The 15,388-nt window shown below is 69.2% G+C and carries 10 protein-coding genes; 8 read left to right on the top strand and 2 right to left on the bottom strand.

Features of this window, described 5'->3' with window-relative positions; translation table 11 throughout:
- Window positions 1-15 precede the first annotated feature (15 nt).
- Entirely contained in the window at window positions 16-1,827 is a 1,812-nt protein-coding gene (locus tag GTY96_RS14885) for a serine/threonine protein kinase (protein WP_161665072.1), read from the bottom strand.
- Window positions 1,828-2,116: 289 nt separating this feature from the next.
- On the opposite strand from GTY96_RS14885, the gene GTY96_RS14890 reads away from it, so the two are divergent.
- The 3 genes from GTY96_RS14890 (at window position 2,117) to map (ending at window position 4,496) form a co-directional block, all read left to right on the top strand.
- Window positions 2,117-3,106 (top strand): hypothetical protein, encoded by a 990-nt coding sequence (locus GTY96_RS14890; RefSeq protein WP_328700909.1) that lies wholly within the window; start codon window positions 2,117-2,119, stop codon window positions 3,104-3,106.
- A 164-nt stretch (window positions 3,107-3,270) separates the two neighbouring features.
- The gene (locus tag GTY96_RS14895; protein ID WP_328700884.1) at window positions 3,271-3,495 is read left to right on the top strand and encodes a hypothetical protein; all 225 of its coding nucleotides are present in this window, start codon (window positions 3,271-3,273) and stop codon (window positions 3,493-3,495) included.
- Window positions 3,492-4,496, top strand: a complete 1,005-nt coding sequence (gene map, locus GTY96_RS14900) for a type I methionyl aminopeptidase (protein ID WP_143903586.1) — start codon at window positions 3,492-3,494, stop codon at window positions 4,494-4,496. The genes GTY96_RS14895 and map overlap by 4 nt, the downstream gene beginning before the upstream one ends.
- A gap of 82 nt (window positions 4,497-4,578) precedes the next feature.
- Here map and pulA read toward each other — a convergent pair whose 3' ends face one another.
- Window positions 4,579-8,010: a pullulanase-type alpha-1,6-glucosidase gene (gene pulA / locus GTY96_RS14905; protein WP_161665074.1), complete on the bottom strand. Its 3,432-nt coding sequence runs from the start codon at window positions 8,008-8,010 to the stop codon at window positions 4,579-4,581.
- A 439-nt stretch (window positions 8,011-8,449) separates the two neighbouring features.
- Between pulA and GTY96_RS14910 the strand changes: the two genes are divergently transcribed.
- The 5 genes from GTY96_RS14910 to GTY96_RS14930 all read left to right on the top strand — a co-directional run bounded on the left by GTY96_RS14910 (window position 8,450) and on the right by GTY96_RS14930 (window position 15,368).
- Window positions 8,450-9,997, top strand: coding sequence for an alpha-amylase family glycosyl hydrolase (locus GTY96_RS14910; RefSeq protein WP_201756091.1), 1,548 nt, complete (start codon window positions 8,450-8,452; stop codon window positions 9,995-9,997).
- 79 nt (window positions 9,998-10,076) lie between these two features.
- Window positions 10,077-11,171, top strand: a complete 1,095-nt coding sequence (locus tag GTY96_RS14915; protein ID WP_161665236.1) for an ABC transporter ATP-binding protein — start codon at window positions 10,077-10,079, stop codon at window positions 11,169-11,171.
- 20 nt (window positions 11,172-11,191) lie between these two features.
- Window positions 11,192-12,415 carry an extracellular solute-binding protein gene (locus GTY96_RS14920; protein WP_161665075.1) on the top strand — a complete coding sequence of 408 codons (1,224 nt, stop codon included), beginning with the start codon at window positions 11,192-11,194 and terminating at the stop codon, window positions 12,413-12,415.
- A gap of 13 nt (window positions 12,416-12,428) precedes the next feature.
- The gene (locus GTY96_RS14925) at window positions 12,429-14,477 is read left to right on the top strand and encodes a carbohydrate ABC transporter permease (protein ID WP_161665076.1); all 2,049 of its coding nucleotides are present in this window, start codon (window positions 12,429-12,431) and stop codon (window positions 14,475-14,477) included.
- 3 nt (window positions 14,478-14,480) lie between these two features.
- Entirely contained in the window at window positions 14,481-15,368 is an 888-nt protein-coding gene (locus GTY96_RS14930; protein WP_161665077.1) for a sugar ABC transporter permease, read from the top strand.
- Window positions 15,369-15,388 lie beyond the last annotated feature (20 nt).

A 15,388-nucleotide genomic window follows, 5' to 3' on the forward strand; every position in this document is an offset into this window, starting at 1 on the left:
TCGCTTCCCCTTGAATCATTCAAACCGAGTCACGGCCTGGATGGAGACGTCATTGGTGACGATGGCGGTGTTCTCGTCTCCTCCCTTGTTCCGAGGCACACCGCGCTGACGGTCCTCCAGGGTCCAGAGCTCGATGCAGACCGGATAGATCTCATCGTCATCCTTCATGCGGAGCTGGGTGAAGCGGCCGTAGACCCGCTGGGCGCCGATGTAGATGTTCCCGCTGAACATGGAGGCCCGCCTCGCCAACCCTTGGCTGTTCGTCGAATAGACGTTGGCCCGTCCCTCGCGAACCGTCACGAACTCGTCGTCGGATCTGTAGATGAACCGCCCACCCCACTGGAAGTCATAGATGTTCAGCTTCCGCATGGTCGCGATGGCGACCTCGGGGCAGTCCTCGGCTGGGGGCGTGGGGCGATCCACGTAGGGCGCGCCGCTGGCGCACGCCACGCCCATGCACGACGCGAGCGCGGCGGCCTTGAGGGGACGGCTGGGCTTCGGGGAAGACGGAGCAGGGGGCTTGGGGGTCACGGTGGCGTGTTCCTCGGGAGGCGCCGCCACGGAGGCGACGGTCGCCGGTGGAGGCCCCGGAGGCTGCGGGGCGGCGACAGGAACACTGTGCGGGCGGTCCGGCGCGCTGGCCAGTTTATGACCAGTGGAGGAGGATTCACTCTCAATGACCTGTGGGGTTGGATGGCGAGTCCAGCCGCGCAGCAGGACCTCCCAGGTCCTCGGCCCCGCGACCAGCAGCCCCAGGCCCACCGCCAATCCCACCCAACCCCACGCCGGCCACCGGCCCCGCGCGGGGGGCACGGGAGTTGTCCGCGGCCGGGGCGCTGACTTCACGTAGGGCCGCGTGGGCCAGGCCGGACGCTGGATCTGGTTGGGCGTGCCGGGGACCTCATCGAACAGGCGTGCCTCGAACGCCTCCGCCCCGCTGGAGAGCAACCCCCGCATGAGCTCCGAATGCGCGGCCTCTCCCGTGCGGGGCCGCTCCTCGGGCTCCTTCTCCAGCAGCCGCAGGATGGCCCGGGCCAGCGGCTCCGGCACCTGCGGGTTGATGTCCCGGGGAGAGGGCGGCAGCCGCTCCGTGATGGCCACCGTGAGCAGCTCCGGCGTCAGCTCCGGTGAGAACGGATAGTGCCCCGTGGCCGCGCGATACAGGCACACGCCCAGGGCATACAGGTCATCCGCCGCGGAGGACGGATAGCGCAGCTCGGGCTGCCGCCAGTGGAGCTGCTGGAAGCGGATGGCCTCCGGGCTGCGCAGGTGCAGCGTGCCCGGGGGCAGGGTGGTGGTCGTGAGCGTGGTGGCCCCCGCCTGGTCCCCCGCGCCGAAGTCGATCAACACCGGCACGTTGCCCCGCGCGCGCACCAGGATGTGCTCCGGCTTCAGGTCGCGGTGCAGCACGCCCCGGGCATGCAACACGCCCAGCGTCATCGCCACCGAGCCCCCCACCAGCGCCAGCTGCCGGAAGGTGGGGTTCTCCGCCTCCGCCCAGCCGTGGAGCGCCAGCCCCTCCACGCAGTCCATGACGAAGTAGGGCAGTCCCTCCACCGGGTCAGGCCACCGCCCCACCGCATGCACCCGCACGACGTTCGGATGCCATGCCCGGTCCAGCAGCAGCGCCATCTCCCTCAACGCCCGCGCAGGCTCCGGATGCAGCGAGAGCTTGAGCGCGAACATCCTCCCTGGCTCCTCCAGCGGCTCCACCCGGTAGACCGCTCCGTATCCGCCCACTCCCAGTGTCCCCAGCACCCGCCAGCGCCCCACCAGCACACCCGGCTGGAGCGCCCCGGGAAAGACTTGTGACGCTTCAGGAGTCATGGACCTTCAGAGTCCCACGAACACAATTCAACCTGGAAGGTCTACTCGCCGGAGACCCGCCCCCACAGCCATGTGCTCCGACGTCAGGAATCCTCACCCCGCGTCCTGGCGGAGGGATGCTCACAGCGGAACAAGTCGGGGGTTGCTGAAACGTGACACGCACGGGCCGTGGAACGAGCGGGGTGTGTCAGACGGATTTGGTGTATTCAGCCGCGTCACATCGCAGTTTCTCCCCCCTAATCAGGAGTTCCTGATGCGTCGCCTTGGTTCAACTCTTCTCGCCTTGAGCGTGTTCGCCGGTTGTGGCGGTATCGAAGCCGAAACCGCCTCCGAGTCCGCTCCGTCCGTCGCGCAGCAGCAGGCGCCCGTCCTCACGCAGACGAACGTGGACGTGGCCGAGGACTGCTCGGGCATCCTCCAGTTCGCGAACACGGCGTCGTACCAGGTCCTGGACAGCATCCTGCCCAGCAACGTCGTCACCAACATCGTGAACCGCCGCGCGACGGCGCAGTTCACCTCGCTGGCGGACCTGTCCTCCGTGCCGCTGGTGGGCCCGACCCGGCTGAAGCAGCTCGAAGGCGGCGCCCGCAGGCTGGAGTACATCGACGCGGCCTGTGTCGGCATCATCGATGGCCTCGCCATCTCCCGCGACGACCAGACCGCCATCGTGGCGCTGGTGAACAGCATCGACGACTCGGAGCTGCACGACGTCCTGCCGAACGCGTGGAACGGCGCCGTGAACCTGCTGGGCCACCGTCCCTTCACCACCGCGCAGCAGATCGCGGACACGACCGGCATCGGTGACGTGAGCTTCCGCAACATCCGGAACGCGGCCACGCTGAGCCGCCCCCTGGAGGCGCTCTTCGCCGCGGTGAATGCCATCCCCAGCAATGGCTCCACTGGCGTCACCACCCTGCGCCACTTCGACTGGTGGAAGATCGCGACCGCCTCCCACGGCTATGGCGACGACAAGGAGTGCTTCGGCCTGGAGCCGAAGAGCGTCCCTCGCTACGCCAGGATCCGTCCGAACCTGGCCGACTCCGCCGAGGTCATCGCCGCGGTCGAGCGCTCCATCACCGGCATCAACGGTGACGTCACGATCTCCGCGCCGGTGCTGAAGGCGGGCCGCGACAACCTGGCGGCGCTGACCGCGGGCCGCTCCTTCAAGGGCTGCATCCTCAGCTACTCGGATGACCCGTGGAGCCGCCACAACATCTCCATCTACGTGGACACCACGACCGGCTTCAGCGTGCTGGCCGAGACCTGGTGGGCGGAGTAGTCCCCGGCTGACGTCGCCGCGGTCTGAAGCCCCGGGTGCCACAGGCTCCCGGGGCTTCGTCGTTTCCAGGAGCGGACAGGCCCCTGGCCGCCCGCCCGCGCCGGGGAAGGAATCCGTGCATCCGCGCGTGTCTACGGGTATAGACACCGCCCATGTGCCCCCTGGTGAATACGAAGGACCTGATTGATGCCCAGGAGGTGGCGGGCCTGCTGCGCCTGCGCCACCCCAACAGCGTCAGCACGTACCTGCGCCGCTACCCGGACATGCCCCGTCCGGTGCTCGACCTGGGCGCCGGGCGTCCGCGCCTCTGGCTCAAACCCCAGATGCTCCGCTGGGCCCGCGCCCGCCAGGCCGCCACCACCGAAATCCGCTCCGGAGGCTCCCGATGACCACCGCTACCCCTCGAACCGCCCCCGCCGTCCTGCCCGGGCCCAATGACGCCTGCTGGTGCGGCAGTGGCTCCAAGTACAAGAAGTGCCACCGCGGCGCCGACACCGTGGAGGCCCGCAAGAAGGGCACGGACACCGCCGCCCGCAAGGGCGTCCGCCCCGGGCTCGTCAGCCCGCGCCGCGTCGTGCCGCTGACCATTGGCCGGCCGGACTACGCGGACTCCGTCAGCGGCCGGCCCTCGCGCTCGCGGAACGAACCGGACGTGAAGTCGCCGGACGTCATCGCCCGCATGCGCCGCGCCTGTCAGGCCGCCGCCCAGGTGCTGGTGGAGACCGCCCAGCACGTGCGCGTGGGCATCACGACCGACGAGCTGGACGCCATCGCCCACGAGGCCTACCTCAAGCGCGGCGGCTACCCCAGCACGCTCAACTACCACCGCTTCCCCAAGTCGCTCTGCACCTCCGTCAACGAGGTCATCTGTCACGGCATCCCGGACAGCCGCGCCCTGGAGGACGGGGACATCGTCAACCTGGACATCACCATCTACCTGGATGGCGTCCACGGCGACTGCTCGGCCACGTACCTGGTCGGCAACGTGGAGCCGCAGCACCAGCGGCTGGTGCAGATCGCCAGGGAGTGCCTGGACATCGGCATCGCGGCCGTGAAGCCCGGCCGCCCCATCAGCGACATTGGCCGCGCGGTGGAGGCCCACGCCGTCAAGAACGGCACCAGCGTCGTGCGCGCCTACTGCGGCCACGGCATCGGGGAGACCTTCCACACCTCGCTCCAGGTCCCGCACTACTACGAGCCGGAGGCCGACACGGTGATGCAGCCGGGGATGATCTTCACCGTCGAGCCGATGATCAACCAGGGCCACTGGGACCACCGCACCTGGAACGACGACTGGACCGTCGTCACCGCGGACGGGATGCGCAGCGCCCAGTTCGAGCACACCCTGCTCGTCACCGACACGGGCGCGGAGATCCTCACCTTGCCGTGAGGCCCCCTCGCCCCTGAAACAGCTCGGGCCCCGGACGCGCGCACCTGCCGCCTCTGGGGCCCGCTTCATTTCCAGGCGGTGACTACGCCCGGCGGCGGCGCAGCTTCAGCGCCAGACCGCACAGCATCAGCAGGCTGACGGCGCCCAGCGGGCCGGGCACCGTGCTCTGGCAGCCGCAGCCGTCGGACTTGTCCGGGTCCTGCGGCTCCTGCGGGTCCCCTGGATCCGGATCCACCACCTTGTCCTCGGAGACGAACACCGCGGTGGTGCGCGCGGGCACCGTGAAGCCGCCGGTGGCCGCGTCGTACGCGGAGGTGCGCACCACCGGGTCCGTGGACGCCTGCTGCACCGGGTGCAGCTTCAGCTTCAGCGACTTGTAGCCGTCCGCCTTGAACGTCTGGGCCGCGTTCGTGCCGTTGAACAGCACGATGGCGCGCTTGCCCTCCTCGTTCGTGCCGTGGTCCTGCATCGCCATCACGATGAGGCCGGGGATCTGGTTCGGGCCGGTGTTCTCGAAGCGCACCAGCTGCGTCACCTCCGCGCCCGTGCGCAGGCGGAACAGCCGCGAGCTCTTGCGGATGGCCAGCAGCTCCTCGAAGTGGTCGCGCGCCCGGAGGATGTCCGCGGGCGACGGCTTCAGCGCCGCGTCCGCCAGCATCGGCTTGAAGAGCTGCCAGTTGCCCTCGTTGTCCGCCGCCGGCGGCAGGCCCACGCCCCAGTTGTTGGACTGGTACGTCCAGTCCAGCTTGTTGAACCAGTCACCGGAGTTGTAGCTGTTGCGGTCCAGCGACTTGGAGCGCAGCAGCTCGTCGCCCGCGTGGAAGAACGGGATGCCCTGGCTCAGCGCCACCAGCGACAGCCCCAGGTTCTGCATCCGCACGCGCTCGGCCATGGTCAGGTCGCGCGGCGCCTTCAGCTGGATGGCGTCGAACAGCGTCTCGTTGTCGTGCGCGGAGACGTAGGTGATGACCTCCTGCGGGTCCAGCGTGTAGCCGGCCTTGGCGCCGTTGTAGTCCACGCCCTCGCCCGTCACGGTCTTGCCGGTACGGTCCACCAGCGGGTAGTCCTTCAGGTTGCCCGTCAGGCCCACGCGGATCCAATCCCCGTAGACGAGCAGCCGGTCCTTCTGCGCCGCCTCCGTGCCCTGGTTCGTGTTGTTCGGGGCGGAGAGCAGGCCGCTGATGAAGCCCTGGTCCTGGAGCCCGCTGAAGGGGCCACCGCCGCGGGCCGCGTCGCGCAGGCGGTCGTTGAACGTGCCGATGCCCGTGCCCGCCATGTTGGCCTGCGTGGCGTTGACGCCGCGCGCGTTGTTCTTCACCTCTTCGAAGTCCCAGCCCTCGCCGTAGACGTAGATGGCCTTGCCGTCCACGCCGTCCTTCTCCACGGTGAGCGCGTCCAGCGTGGCGCGCAGCTTCACCATGTTGGACTTCATGTGGTGGCCCATCAGGTCGAAGCGGAAGCCGTCCACCTTGTAGGCCGTGGCCCACGTCATGACGGAGTCGATGAGCAGCTTCTCCATCATCGCGTTCTCGGACGCGGTGTTCTGGCAGCAGGTGCTCGTCTCCACGTTCCCGTCGTCGCTGAGGCGGTGGTAGTAGCCCGGCACGATGCGGTCCAGCACGCTCCTGGCGTTCTGCCCGGAGGCGTTGGTGTGGTTGTAGACCACGTCCATCACCACGCGCAGGCCGTGCTGGTTGAGCGACTGGACCATCTCCCGGAACTCCACCGTGCGCGTGGGGCCCTGCGCGTTCGTGGAGTAGCTGCCCTCCGGCACCGTGTAGTGGTACGGGTCATAGCCCCAGTTGAAGCCGTCCAGGTCCGCCACGGCCTTCACCGCGGCCTGCTGCTGGTCGGAGTCCGGCGGCAGCGACACCAGGTCGCCCGCGGGCTTCTGCTGCTGCGCGCGGTCCTCGTTGATGGTCGCGATGTCGAACACCGGCAGCAGGTGCACGTGCGTCAGGCCCGCCTTCGCCAGCCGCGTCAGGTGCTTCATGCCGTCCGAGTCCCGCGTGAACGCCTTGAACGTGCCGCGCTCGTTCTCCGGCACCGTCAGGTCGTTGATGCTGAAGTCGCGCGCGTGCAGCTCATAGAGGACGATGTCCTCCGGGGCCTCCAGCTTCGGCTTCGCCAGCGCGCTCCAGCCCTGCGGCGCGAGCGTGGCGTCCGCCAGGTCCACCACCTGGCTGAGCTCGCTGTTGATGGACAGGGCCACCGAGTACGGGTCGGTGACGCGGTTGGTGACCACCCGGCCTTCCCTGCGGGCGTAGACCTCCACCTCGTACAGGTAGAAGCGGTTCTTCCACGTCGCGTCGCCGGTCGCGCTCCACACGCCCTTGGCCCCGGCCGTCATGGCCACGCGGGAGAAGGTCCCCGCGGGGTTGGCCCCGTCGAACAGGAGCACGTTCACGCTCTTCGCGGTGGGCGCCCAGACGCGCAGCGTGGGGATGCCGGCCGCGAACGTCACGCCCAGCGCGCCGTCATACGTGTCCAGGTCGTCCAGCGCGCCCGCCAGCTGCGCGCTGGTGGCGTCCAGCAGCACGCCCGCCGCGCTCGTCGCGGACAGGGCCACCTGGCCCTTGAGCCACGTGGCCGCGTTCGCCACGTCCGCCTGCGAGAGCTTGAGCACCTTGCGGCCCACGAGGTTCGGGAAGCGCGCCGCCTGCGCCGCGCTGAGGCCCGCGGCGTCCAGCGTCAGCGTCACGGCGCCGCCGCCCTGCACGCCGGTGCTGTCGAGCGTCATGCCCCCCGTGGGAGCCGTGTGCAGCTTGAACACCGTGCCTTCGGGCACCGCGACCTCCGGGCTCCACACCACCGTGTCGCGCGCGATCCAATGCGCCCGCGCCAGCAGCAGGTTGCCCGCGGGCGCGCCCGCGGCCCGGATGGTGACCTTCTTGGATTCGCCGGAGTCGAAGGTGAACACCATCTCCTGGCCGTCCTCCTCCACGGTGAACGTGGCGTTGCTGCTGGGGTAGGCCGTGGTCCAGTTCTCGTCGAGCGCGACCTTGCACTCGTAGTTGCCCTTCGTCAGCGCCTTCGTGGTGAAGGTGTAGATGCCGTCGCCGTCCGGGTCCTGCATCATCGTGCGCAGGCAGTCCGGCGACCAGTCACCCGGACAGCCCAGCTGTGCCTGGAGCGTGCCCGCCACCGTCGCGATGGTGCTGGAGCGGTTGCTCGTCACGTACAGCGTCGTGGCGTCGAAGTAGAACTTCACCGCCCCCGCCGTCGTCTGCTTCAGCACCACGTCCGCGCCGCCGGGGCCGCCGTGCGTCTGGGCCAGGGTGCCGTCCAGCGCGACCTTGAAGTGCCACGTGCCCACCGGCACGTTGAACGAGCCCTGCCACTTGTCATCCGCCGCGTCGTACGTCAGCGCCGTCTGCGCGCAGGTCGGGTCGTTGTCCGCCGCGCAGCCCGCTTCGGTCTGCAGGTCGCCAATGACTGTCACGGACGTGGGCGCCGCCAGCGACGAGAGGGGAATCAGCGCGGCGAACAGCCCGCCGAACGCGAGCGCGCGCACCGCGCGGGGAACTCTGAATGGAACTCTCAGAAGAAGCCTCCAGGTGTGGAAATCTCTGGCCAGGGTAGCAGTCAGCTCCCCCACAAGTGGCCTTCGGAGGTTTTTCCAGTCTTACCGGACCCGTTGGATGGCCGGGTTGGGGCTGGAGGAGCCACCCTCCCAGGTTGGGTGGGGAGGGGCGCTGGGATGAGACGCGGTGCGGTAGGAGTCACGCGCTCCGTCGAAGTCGCTCACGCCCTGCGTCACGCGGGTGTGCAGAGGACGACATCCGGGACATGCCGCGTTGCGGCATCAGCCGATTGTTCCGACGACCCTTCACCCATTCTCAGACTGTTGGATACAGTGCCGCGCCCAGATGTTCTTTCGTCCCCCCTGCCGACAATCGAACGCTGCCCCCCACCGTGGTTGGTGGCACCCGTGGTTCCAGGGACTTGCTGCTTTGTGTCTGGCGGGGTGCGCCACGGCGCCGGAGACGCCGACCCGCCCCGCGACGGAGGCCGTCGCGACGCAGCCCGCCGCGCCCGTGACGGAGGCCGCTCCGGCCCCCGCGGCCCCCCCGGCGCCGGTCGTACAGGTCCCGGAGAACAAGGAACCCGCGCGGCCTTGGGGCGACGAGGTGCTGTACTTCGTGGTGGTGGATCGCTTCGCGGACGGCGACCCCACGAACAACGAGCCGGGCGACGTGAAGGCGCCGGGCACCTTCCACGGCGGCGACCTGAAGGGGCTCACCGCGAAGCTGGAGGAGCTGTCCTCGCTGGGCGTGACGGCGCTGTGGGTGACGCCGCTCTTGAAGCAGATCCCCGGCTTCGTCACCGGCTCTGGCTTTCCGGACTGGGGCTACCACGGCTATTGGGCGGATGACTTCCACGCGTTGGATCCGCGCTTCGGCACGGAGGCGGACTTCAAGGCGCTGGTGGACGCGGCGCACGCGCGCGGCATCCGCGTGCTGTTGGACGTCGTCTACAACCACCCGGGCTACAACTCGCGCTACCTGAAGGACCACCCGGACTGGCTGCGCTCCGAGGACCAGGGCACCTGCGGCCAGGACGACCTGACGTCGTGCGTGGCGGGCCTGCCGGACTTCAAGACGGAAGTACCGGAGGTGGCGAAGTACCTGCTGGACGCGCAGCTGGACTGGGCGAAGCGCTCCGGCGTGGATGGCTTCCGGCTGGACACCGTGAAGCACGTGTCCCACGACTTCTGGAAGGAACACCGCCGCCGCACGCGCGCGGAGGTGTCCCCGGACTTCTTCCTGCTGGGCGAGGTGTGGGGCGGCGACGTGCAGGTGCTGGAGCCCTACTTCACCCCGGATGAGATGGACGCCGGGTTCGACTTCGCCTTCCAGGGCAACACGCTGGGCTTCCTCCAGGGGCGTGGCCGCACGGTGGCGTTCGACCGCTACCTCCAGTCGCGCGCAAAGGTGACGCCGGGGCACCACCTGGCGCACTTCCTGTCGTCGCACGACGTGGACGGGGCGCTGCACCAGTTGCAGGGCAACGTGACGCTCTTCCGCCTGGCCGCCACGCTGCAACTGACGACGAGCGGCATCCCGGTCATCTACTACGGCGAGGAGGTGGGCCGCGCGGGCGGGGACTGGCCGCGGAACCGAAGCGACATGCCGTGGGGCAGGCAGGCGGTGAAGCCCGGGGCCGGAAAGAAGCGCGACGAGGCCCTGCGCGAGTACTACAAGCGCCTCATCTCCATCCGCCGTGCGCACCCGGCGCTGTCGCGCGGCACGCATGAGCCGCTCTCCACGGAAGGCGACGTGTATGTCTTCCAGCGCAAGGACGCGGGTTCGGGCGACACGGTGGTGGTCGCGGTGAACCGCGGCAAGACGAAGGGCGCGGCGTCGGTGCCGTGGCCGGAAGGTTGGACGGGCGTCGCGGAGGTGGAGGACCTGCTGAACGGAGGGCGGACGAAGGCTGGCGCCACGCTGGAGCTGGCGCTTCCGCCGCAGTCCGCGCGCATCCTCGGGCGCGTGAAGTGAGGCACCCGGAGGACGCGCAGAACCTGACCCGGACGTGCTGCTGTCACCGGCGCGAGCGGGGCTCTTGCTGGAGGGCCTGATGGCCGGCGTGTCGTTCAAGGACGTGGCGAAGCGGTACGGAGACGTGTCGGTCATCGAGGGGCTCAACCTCGATATCCGCGACCATGAGTTCATGGTCCTCGTGGGGCCGTCCGGTTGCGGCAAGTCCACGGCGCTCCGGATGATCGCCGGCCTGGAGGAGATCTCCGGAGGCACCATCTCCATCGGTCCGCGCGCGGTGAACGCGCTGCCGCCGAAGGACCGGGACGTCTCCATGGTGTTCCAGAACTACGCGCTCTATCCGCACATGACGGTGCGGCAGAACCTGGAGTTCGGCCTCAAGATCCGCAAGACGCCCAAGCCGGAGATGGACAAGCTGGTGGACGAGGCGGCGGAGATCCTGGGCATCTCGCACCTGCTGGACCGCAAGCCCAAGCAGCTGTCCGGCGGTCAGCGCCAGCGCGTGGCCCTGGGCCGCGCCATCGTGCGCAAGCCCGCGGTGTTCCTCTTCGACGAGCCGCTCTCCAACCTGGACGCGAAGCTGCGCGTGCAGATGCGCTCGGAGATCAAGAAGCTCCAGAACCGGCTCCAGGTCACGTCCGTCTACGTCACGCACGACCAGATTGAAGCGATGACCATGGGCCACCGCATCGCGGTGATGAAGGACGGCAAGCTCCAGCAGCTGGGCACGCCGCTGGAGGTCTACGAGAAGCCGGTCAACGTCTTCGTGGCGCAGTTCATCGGCACGCCGCCCATCAACATGCTCGGCGCCACGCTGGACGCGGACGGCACGTCGCTTTCGGGCGACGGCTTCACGCTGCCGGTGCCCCAGGCGCTGCGCGCGGCGACGGCGGGCAAGGGCGGCCGCAAGCTGAAGGTGGGCCTGCGCCCGGACAACATCCTGCCCCAGGGCGCGTCCGCGCGCGGCGAGTCCGCGCCCACCGAGGCGCGCGTGGAGCTGGTGGAGCCCCTGGGCAACGAGCTCATCGTGCACGCCCGGTTGGGAGACAACCCGCTGGTCTTCCGCCTGCCACCCCAGGCCACCCCAGAGCCGGGCGCCTCCGTGCCCGTGAGGGTGGAGCTGGAGTCCTTGCACCTCTTCGACGCTGATTCCGAGCTGCGGCTGTCCGTTTGATATCCCGGAGGCTTTCCCCCATGACCCACCTGCGAACGTTGCTCGCGGCCCTCTGTCTGTGCGCAGTCGGCCTGTTGCCCGTCCCGTCCTTCGCCGCCACGGAGCTGGTGCTCTGGCACGCCTACCGCGCGGAGGAGAAGGCCGCCCTGGAGAAGGTGGTCGCCGAGTACAACAAGGCCAACGAGGGCAAGGTCAAGGTCACCACGCTGGCGGTGCCCTACGACGCCTACGCGGACAAGATCTCCGCCACGGTGCCGCGCGGCAAGGGCCCGGACCTCTTCATCTTCGCGCAGGACCGGCTGGGCGGCTGGATTGAAGCGGGCAACACGGTGGAGCCCATCGACTTCTTCCTGGATGACGCGACGAAGAAGCGCTTCATCCCCACGACGATGGAGGCGATGACCTACCGCGGGACCGCGTACGGCCTGCCGCTGAACTACAAGGTCATCACGCTCATCTACAACAAGAAGCTGGTCCCCACGCCGCCCAAGACGTCCGGCGAGATGGTGACGATGGCGAAGAAGCTCACCGACGCGAAGGCGGGCCGCTTCGGCCTCGCGTACGCGTACAACGACTTCTACTACCACGCGGCGGTGATGAACGGCTTCGGCGGCGGCGTGTTCGACGCGAAGAACGCCCCCACGATGAACTCGCCCGCCAACGTGAAGTCGGTGGAGCAGGTGCTCAAGTGGAAGAACAAGGACGGCATCCTGCCCGCGGAGCCTTCCAGCGCGCTCATCACCTCCCTCTTCAACGAGGGCAAGGCCGCGATGGTGTTCTCCGGCCCGTGGTTCCTGGGCGAGGTCTCCAAGGACGTGGACTATGGCCTCGCGCGGCTGCCCACGCTGGATGAGAACAAGGGCACGCCGATGAAGCCGTGGATGACGGTGGAGGGCGTGTACGTGGCCGCCCCGTCGAAGAACAAGGAAGCGGCGTACGACTTCGCGAAGTTCCTCACGGACGCGGCCCCTGGCAGGACGCTGGCCCTGGAGGGCCGCCAGAGCCCCGCGAACCAGGCGGTGTACCAGGACGCGAAGGTGGCCGCGGATCCGCTGCTCAAGGCGATGAAGGACCAGGTGGACGTGGCCGTGCCCATGCCCAACCTGCCGGAGATGTCCATGGTCTGGACCCCCGCGACCAGCGCCATGAACACCGTGTTCAAGAACACCGCCACGCCCAAGGCGGCGCTGGACGCGGCCCAGAAGAGCGTGGCGAAGGACGTCGCCGGTCTGCGCAAGAAGTAAGCGAGGAGCCGAAGTGAGCCAGAACGCCCCCCAGGAGTCCTCTTCCCCGGCCGGTGCCTCCCAGGCGCCAGGCCGCGGCTCCCCGAACAACGCCGCGACGGACCCCGCCACTCCGGGGCCCTCGGGCCGCGCGGGAGGCATGAGGGGGCGCGTCCTGGTGGGGCTCGCGCTCGCGCTGGGCGCGTCCCTGTTCCTGGCGCACGGGCTCCTGGTCCGCGCCCAGGCCGAGCGCGGCCAGGAGCGCGCGCAGCGCAAGTCCGCCGTGGCCCTGCTGGGCCTGGCGGACCTGGTCCAGCGCGCGGAGGGCCACGGCGACGCCGTGAAGGCGGTGGTCTCCGCCTGGCCCGGGACGCCGGGGAGCGCCGCGCGCGTCATCGCCTTCAGCGGCATCCGCCTGGAGGCGTCCACCTTCCCGGACGACACCGGGGACAAGGCCGCGCCGCGCCGGCTGTCGCGCGAGGAGAAGCCGCTGTACGACCGCGGCCAGCGCCTGCGCGCCGCGGTGGAGACGAACCGCGAGGAGGAGGGCGCGCGCAAGGCGGAGGTGGAGTCGGAGATGCGCCCCACCGGGGGCCAGCTGCTGGCCGCGCCGGTGGAGGTGGACGGGCAGGTGGTGGGGTCGGTGGAGTACTTCACGCCGGTGCTGACGGAGGCGGAGGCGCCGTCGTGGACGCCGGTGCTGCTGGCCCTGCTGCTGCCGCTGGCGGCGTGCGCGGGCGCGGTGTACGCGCTGTCGCGTCAGGGCGCGCGCGTGGCGGTGGCGGCGGCGCTCTTCCTGGCGGGCCTGGGCGGCTACACCGTCTATTCGCTGCGCGCGCTGGACGCGGAGCTGCGCGAGACAGAGGACGCCGTGAGCGCGGAGCTGCGCACGCGCGGCGAGCTGGCGCGGGCCCTGGTCGCCGCGAACCACTTGAAGGAGGACCCCGCGCTGAAGCCGGGCGCGTGGGACGCGGACGCGATGCGCCGCCCGCTGGGCCGGCTGACGGACTCCGGCGCGCCGGACGCGGACAAGCTCGCGGCGCGCGGCGCCCAGGTGCGCGGTGACGCGGGCAAGGCGCTGGGCGCGCTGGGCGCGCTGGGGCTGGCGGTGCTGCTCTTCATCGGCCTGGGCGCGCTGCACCGGATGGTGGCGACGGCGGTGGAGCACCGGCAGGCGTACGTCTACGTGGCGCCGGCGATGGTGGGGATGGTGCTGCTGGTCTTCTTCCCCTTCGCCTACGGCATCACGCTGTCGTTCACCGACGCCAACCTCTACAACAGCAGCCAGCCGCTGTCGGAGCTGTGGATTGGCCTGCGCAACTACACGGACATCCTGGGCGACTTCAGCTTCGCGAAGACGGCGGCGGACGGCTCGCTGGTCTTCAACTACCTGAACTTCTACTACACGCTGCTCTTCACCATCCTCTGGACGGTGACGAACGTGACCATCGGCGTGACGGTGGGCCTGCTGCTGGCGCTGGCGCTCAACGTGCCCAACCTGCGGATGCGGCCGGTGTACCGCGTGTTGCTCATCCTGCCGTGGGCCATGCCCAACTACATCACCGCGCTCATCTGGAAGGGCATGTTCCACCAGCAGTTCGGCGTGGTGAACCACGTCATCCGGATGTTCGGCGGCGAGGGCCTGGCGTGGTTCGACTCGCCCGTCACGTCGTTCCTCACCGCGCTGGCGACGAACGGCTGGCTGTCCTTCCCCTTCATGATGGTGGTGTCGCTGGGCGCGCTCCAGTCCATCCCCGGGGAGCTGTACGAAGCGGCGCGCGTGGACGGGGCCAACCGGTGGCAGCAGTTCACCGCCATCACGCTGCCCGCGCTGAAGCCCGCGCTGGTGCCGGCGGTCATCCTGTCGGTGGTGTGGACCTTCAACATGTTCAACATCATCTTCCTGGTGACGGGCGGCGACCCGGGCGGCTCCACCGAAATCCTGGTCACCCAGGCGTACAAGTTCGCCTTCGAGCGCTACCGCCACGGCTACGCGGCGGCGTACTCCACCGTCATCTTCGGCATCCTGCTGCTCTACAGCCTGGTGCAGAACCGCATGAGCCGCGCCACGGAGGCCGCGTAACCCATGGCGCTCTTCTCGGAACGTCGCGAAGGCTTCTCCCACCTGCCGCTGCACGCGGTGCTGGTGGCCTTCACCCTCTTCACCATCTACCCCATCCTCTGGGTGGTGAGCCTGGCCTTCTCCGGCAAGCAGAGCCTGGCCATCGCCACGCTGCCGGAGAACCCCACCTTCTGGGACCGGCTGCGCGCGGTGACGCCGTGGCCGGAGACCTTCTCCACGTCCAACTTCGCGTCGGTGATGACGGACCAGCCGTTCGCGAAGTGGATGCTCAACAGCGCCATCGTGGCCATTGGCACCACGGTGCTGGGCGTGTTCCTGGCGTGCACCGCGGCGTATGCCTTCAGCCGCTTCAAGTTCCCCGGCCAGCGCGCGGGCATGATGGCGTTCCTCGTGTCCCAGATGTTCCCGGGCACGCTGATGCTCATCCCGCTCTACATCATCCTGGTGCAGTGGCTGGGCCTGGGCAGCAGCCGGCTGGGCCTCATCATCGTGTACGCCACCACGTCCATCCCGTTCAGCGTGTGGATGCTCAAGGGCTACTTCGACACCATCCCCAAGGACCTGGAGGAGGCGGCGCTGATTGAAGGCGCGTCCGTGGGGCGCATCTTCTGGAGCGTCATCCTGCCCCTGGCGAAGCCCGCGGTGGCGGTGACGGCGCTCTTCAGCTTCATGACCGCGTGGAACGAGTTCATCCTCGCGGCGACGTTCATGGACCAGGAAGCCATGTACACGGCGCCGGTGGGCCTGCGCTTCTTCGTGGGTGGCTTCAGCCAGCAGTGGGGCTACTTCGCCGCGGGCTCCATCATCGTGTCCGTGCCCGTCGTGTTCCTCTTCCTCTTCCTCCAGAAGTACCTCGTCTCCGGGCTCACCGCCGGTGGCGTGAAGGGTTAGTCGCGCCGTTCTTCGCAGTC

Origin of the sequence: Corallococcus silvisoli, assembly GCF_009909145.1 — a bacterium.
Taxonomy (GTDB): domain Bacteria; phylum Myxococcota; class Myxococcia; order Myxococcales; family Myxococcaceae; genus Corallococcus; species Corallococcus silvisoli.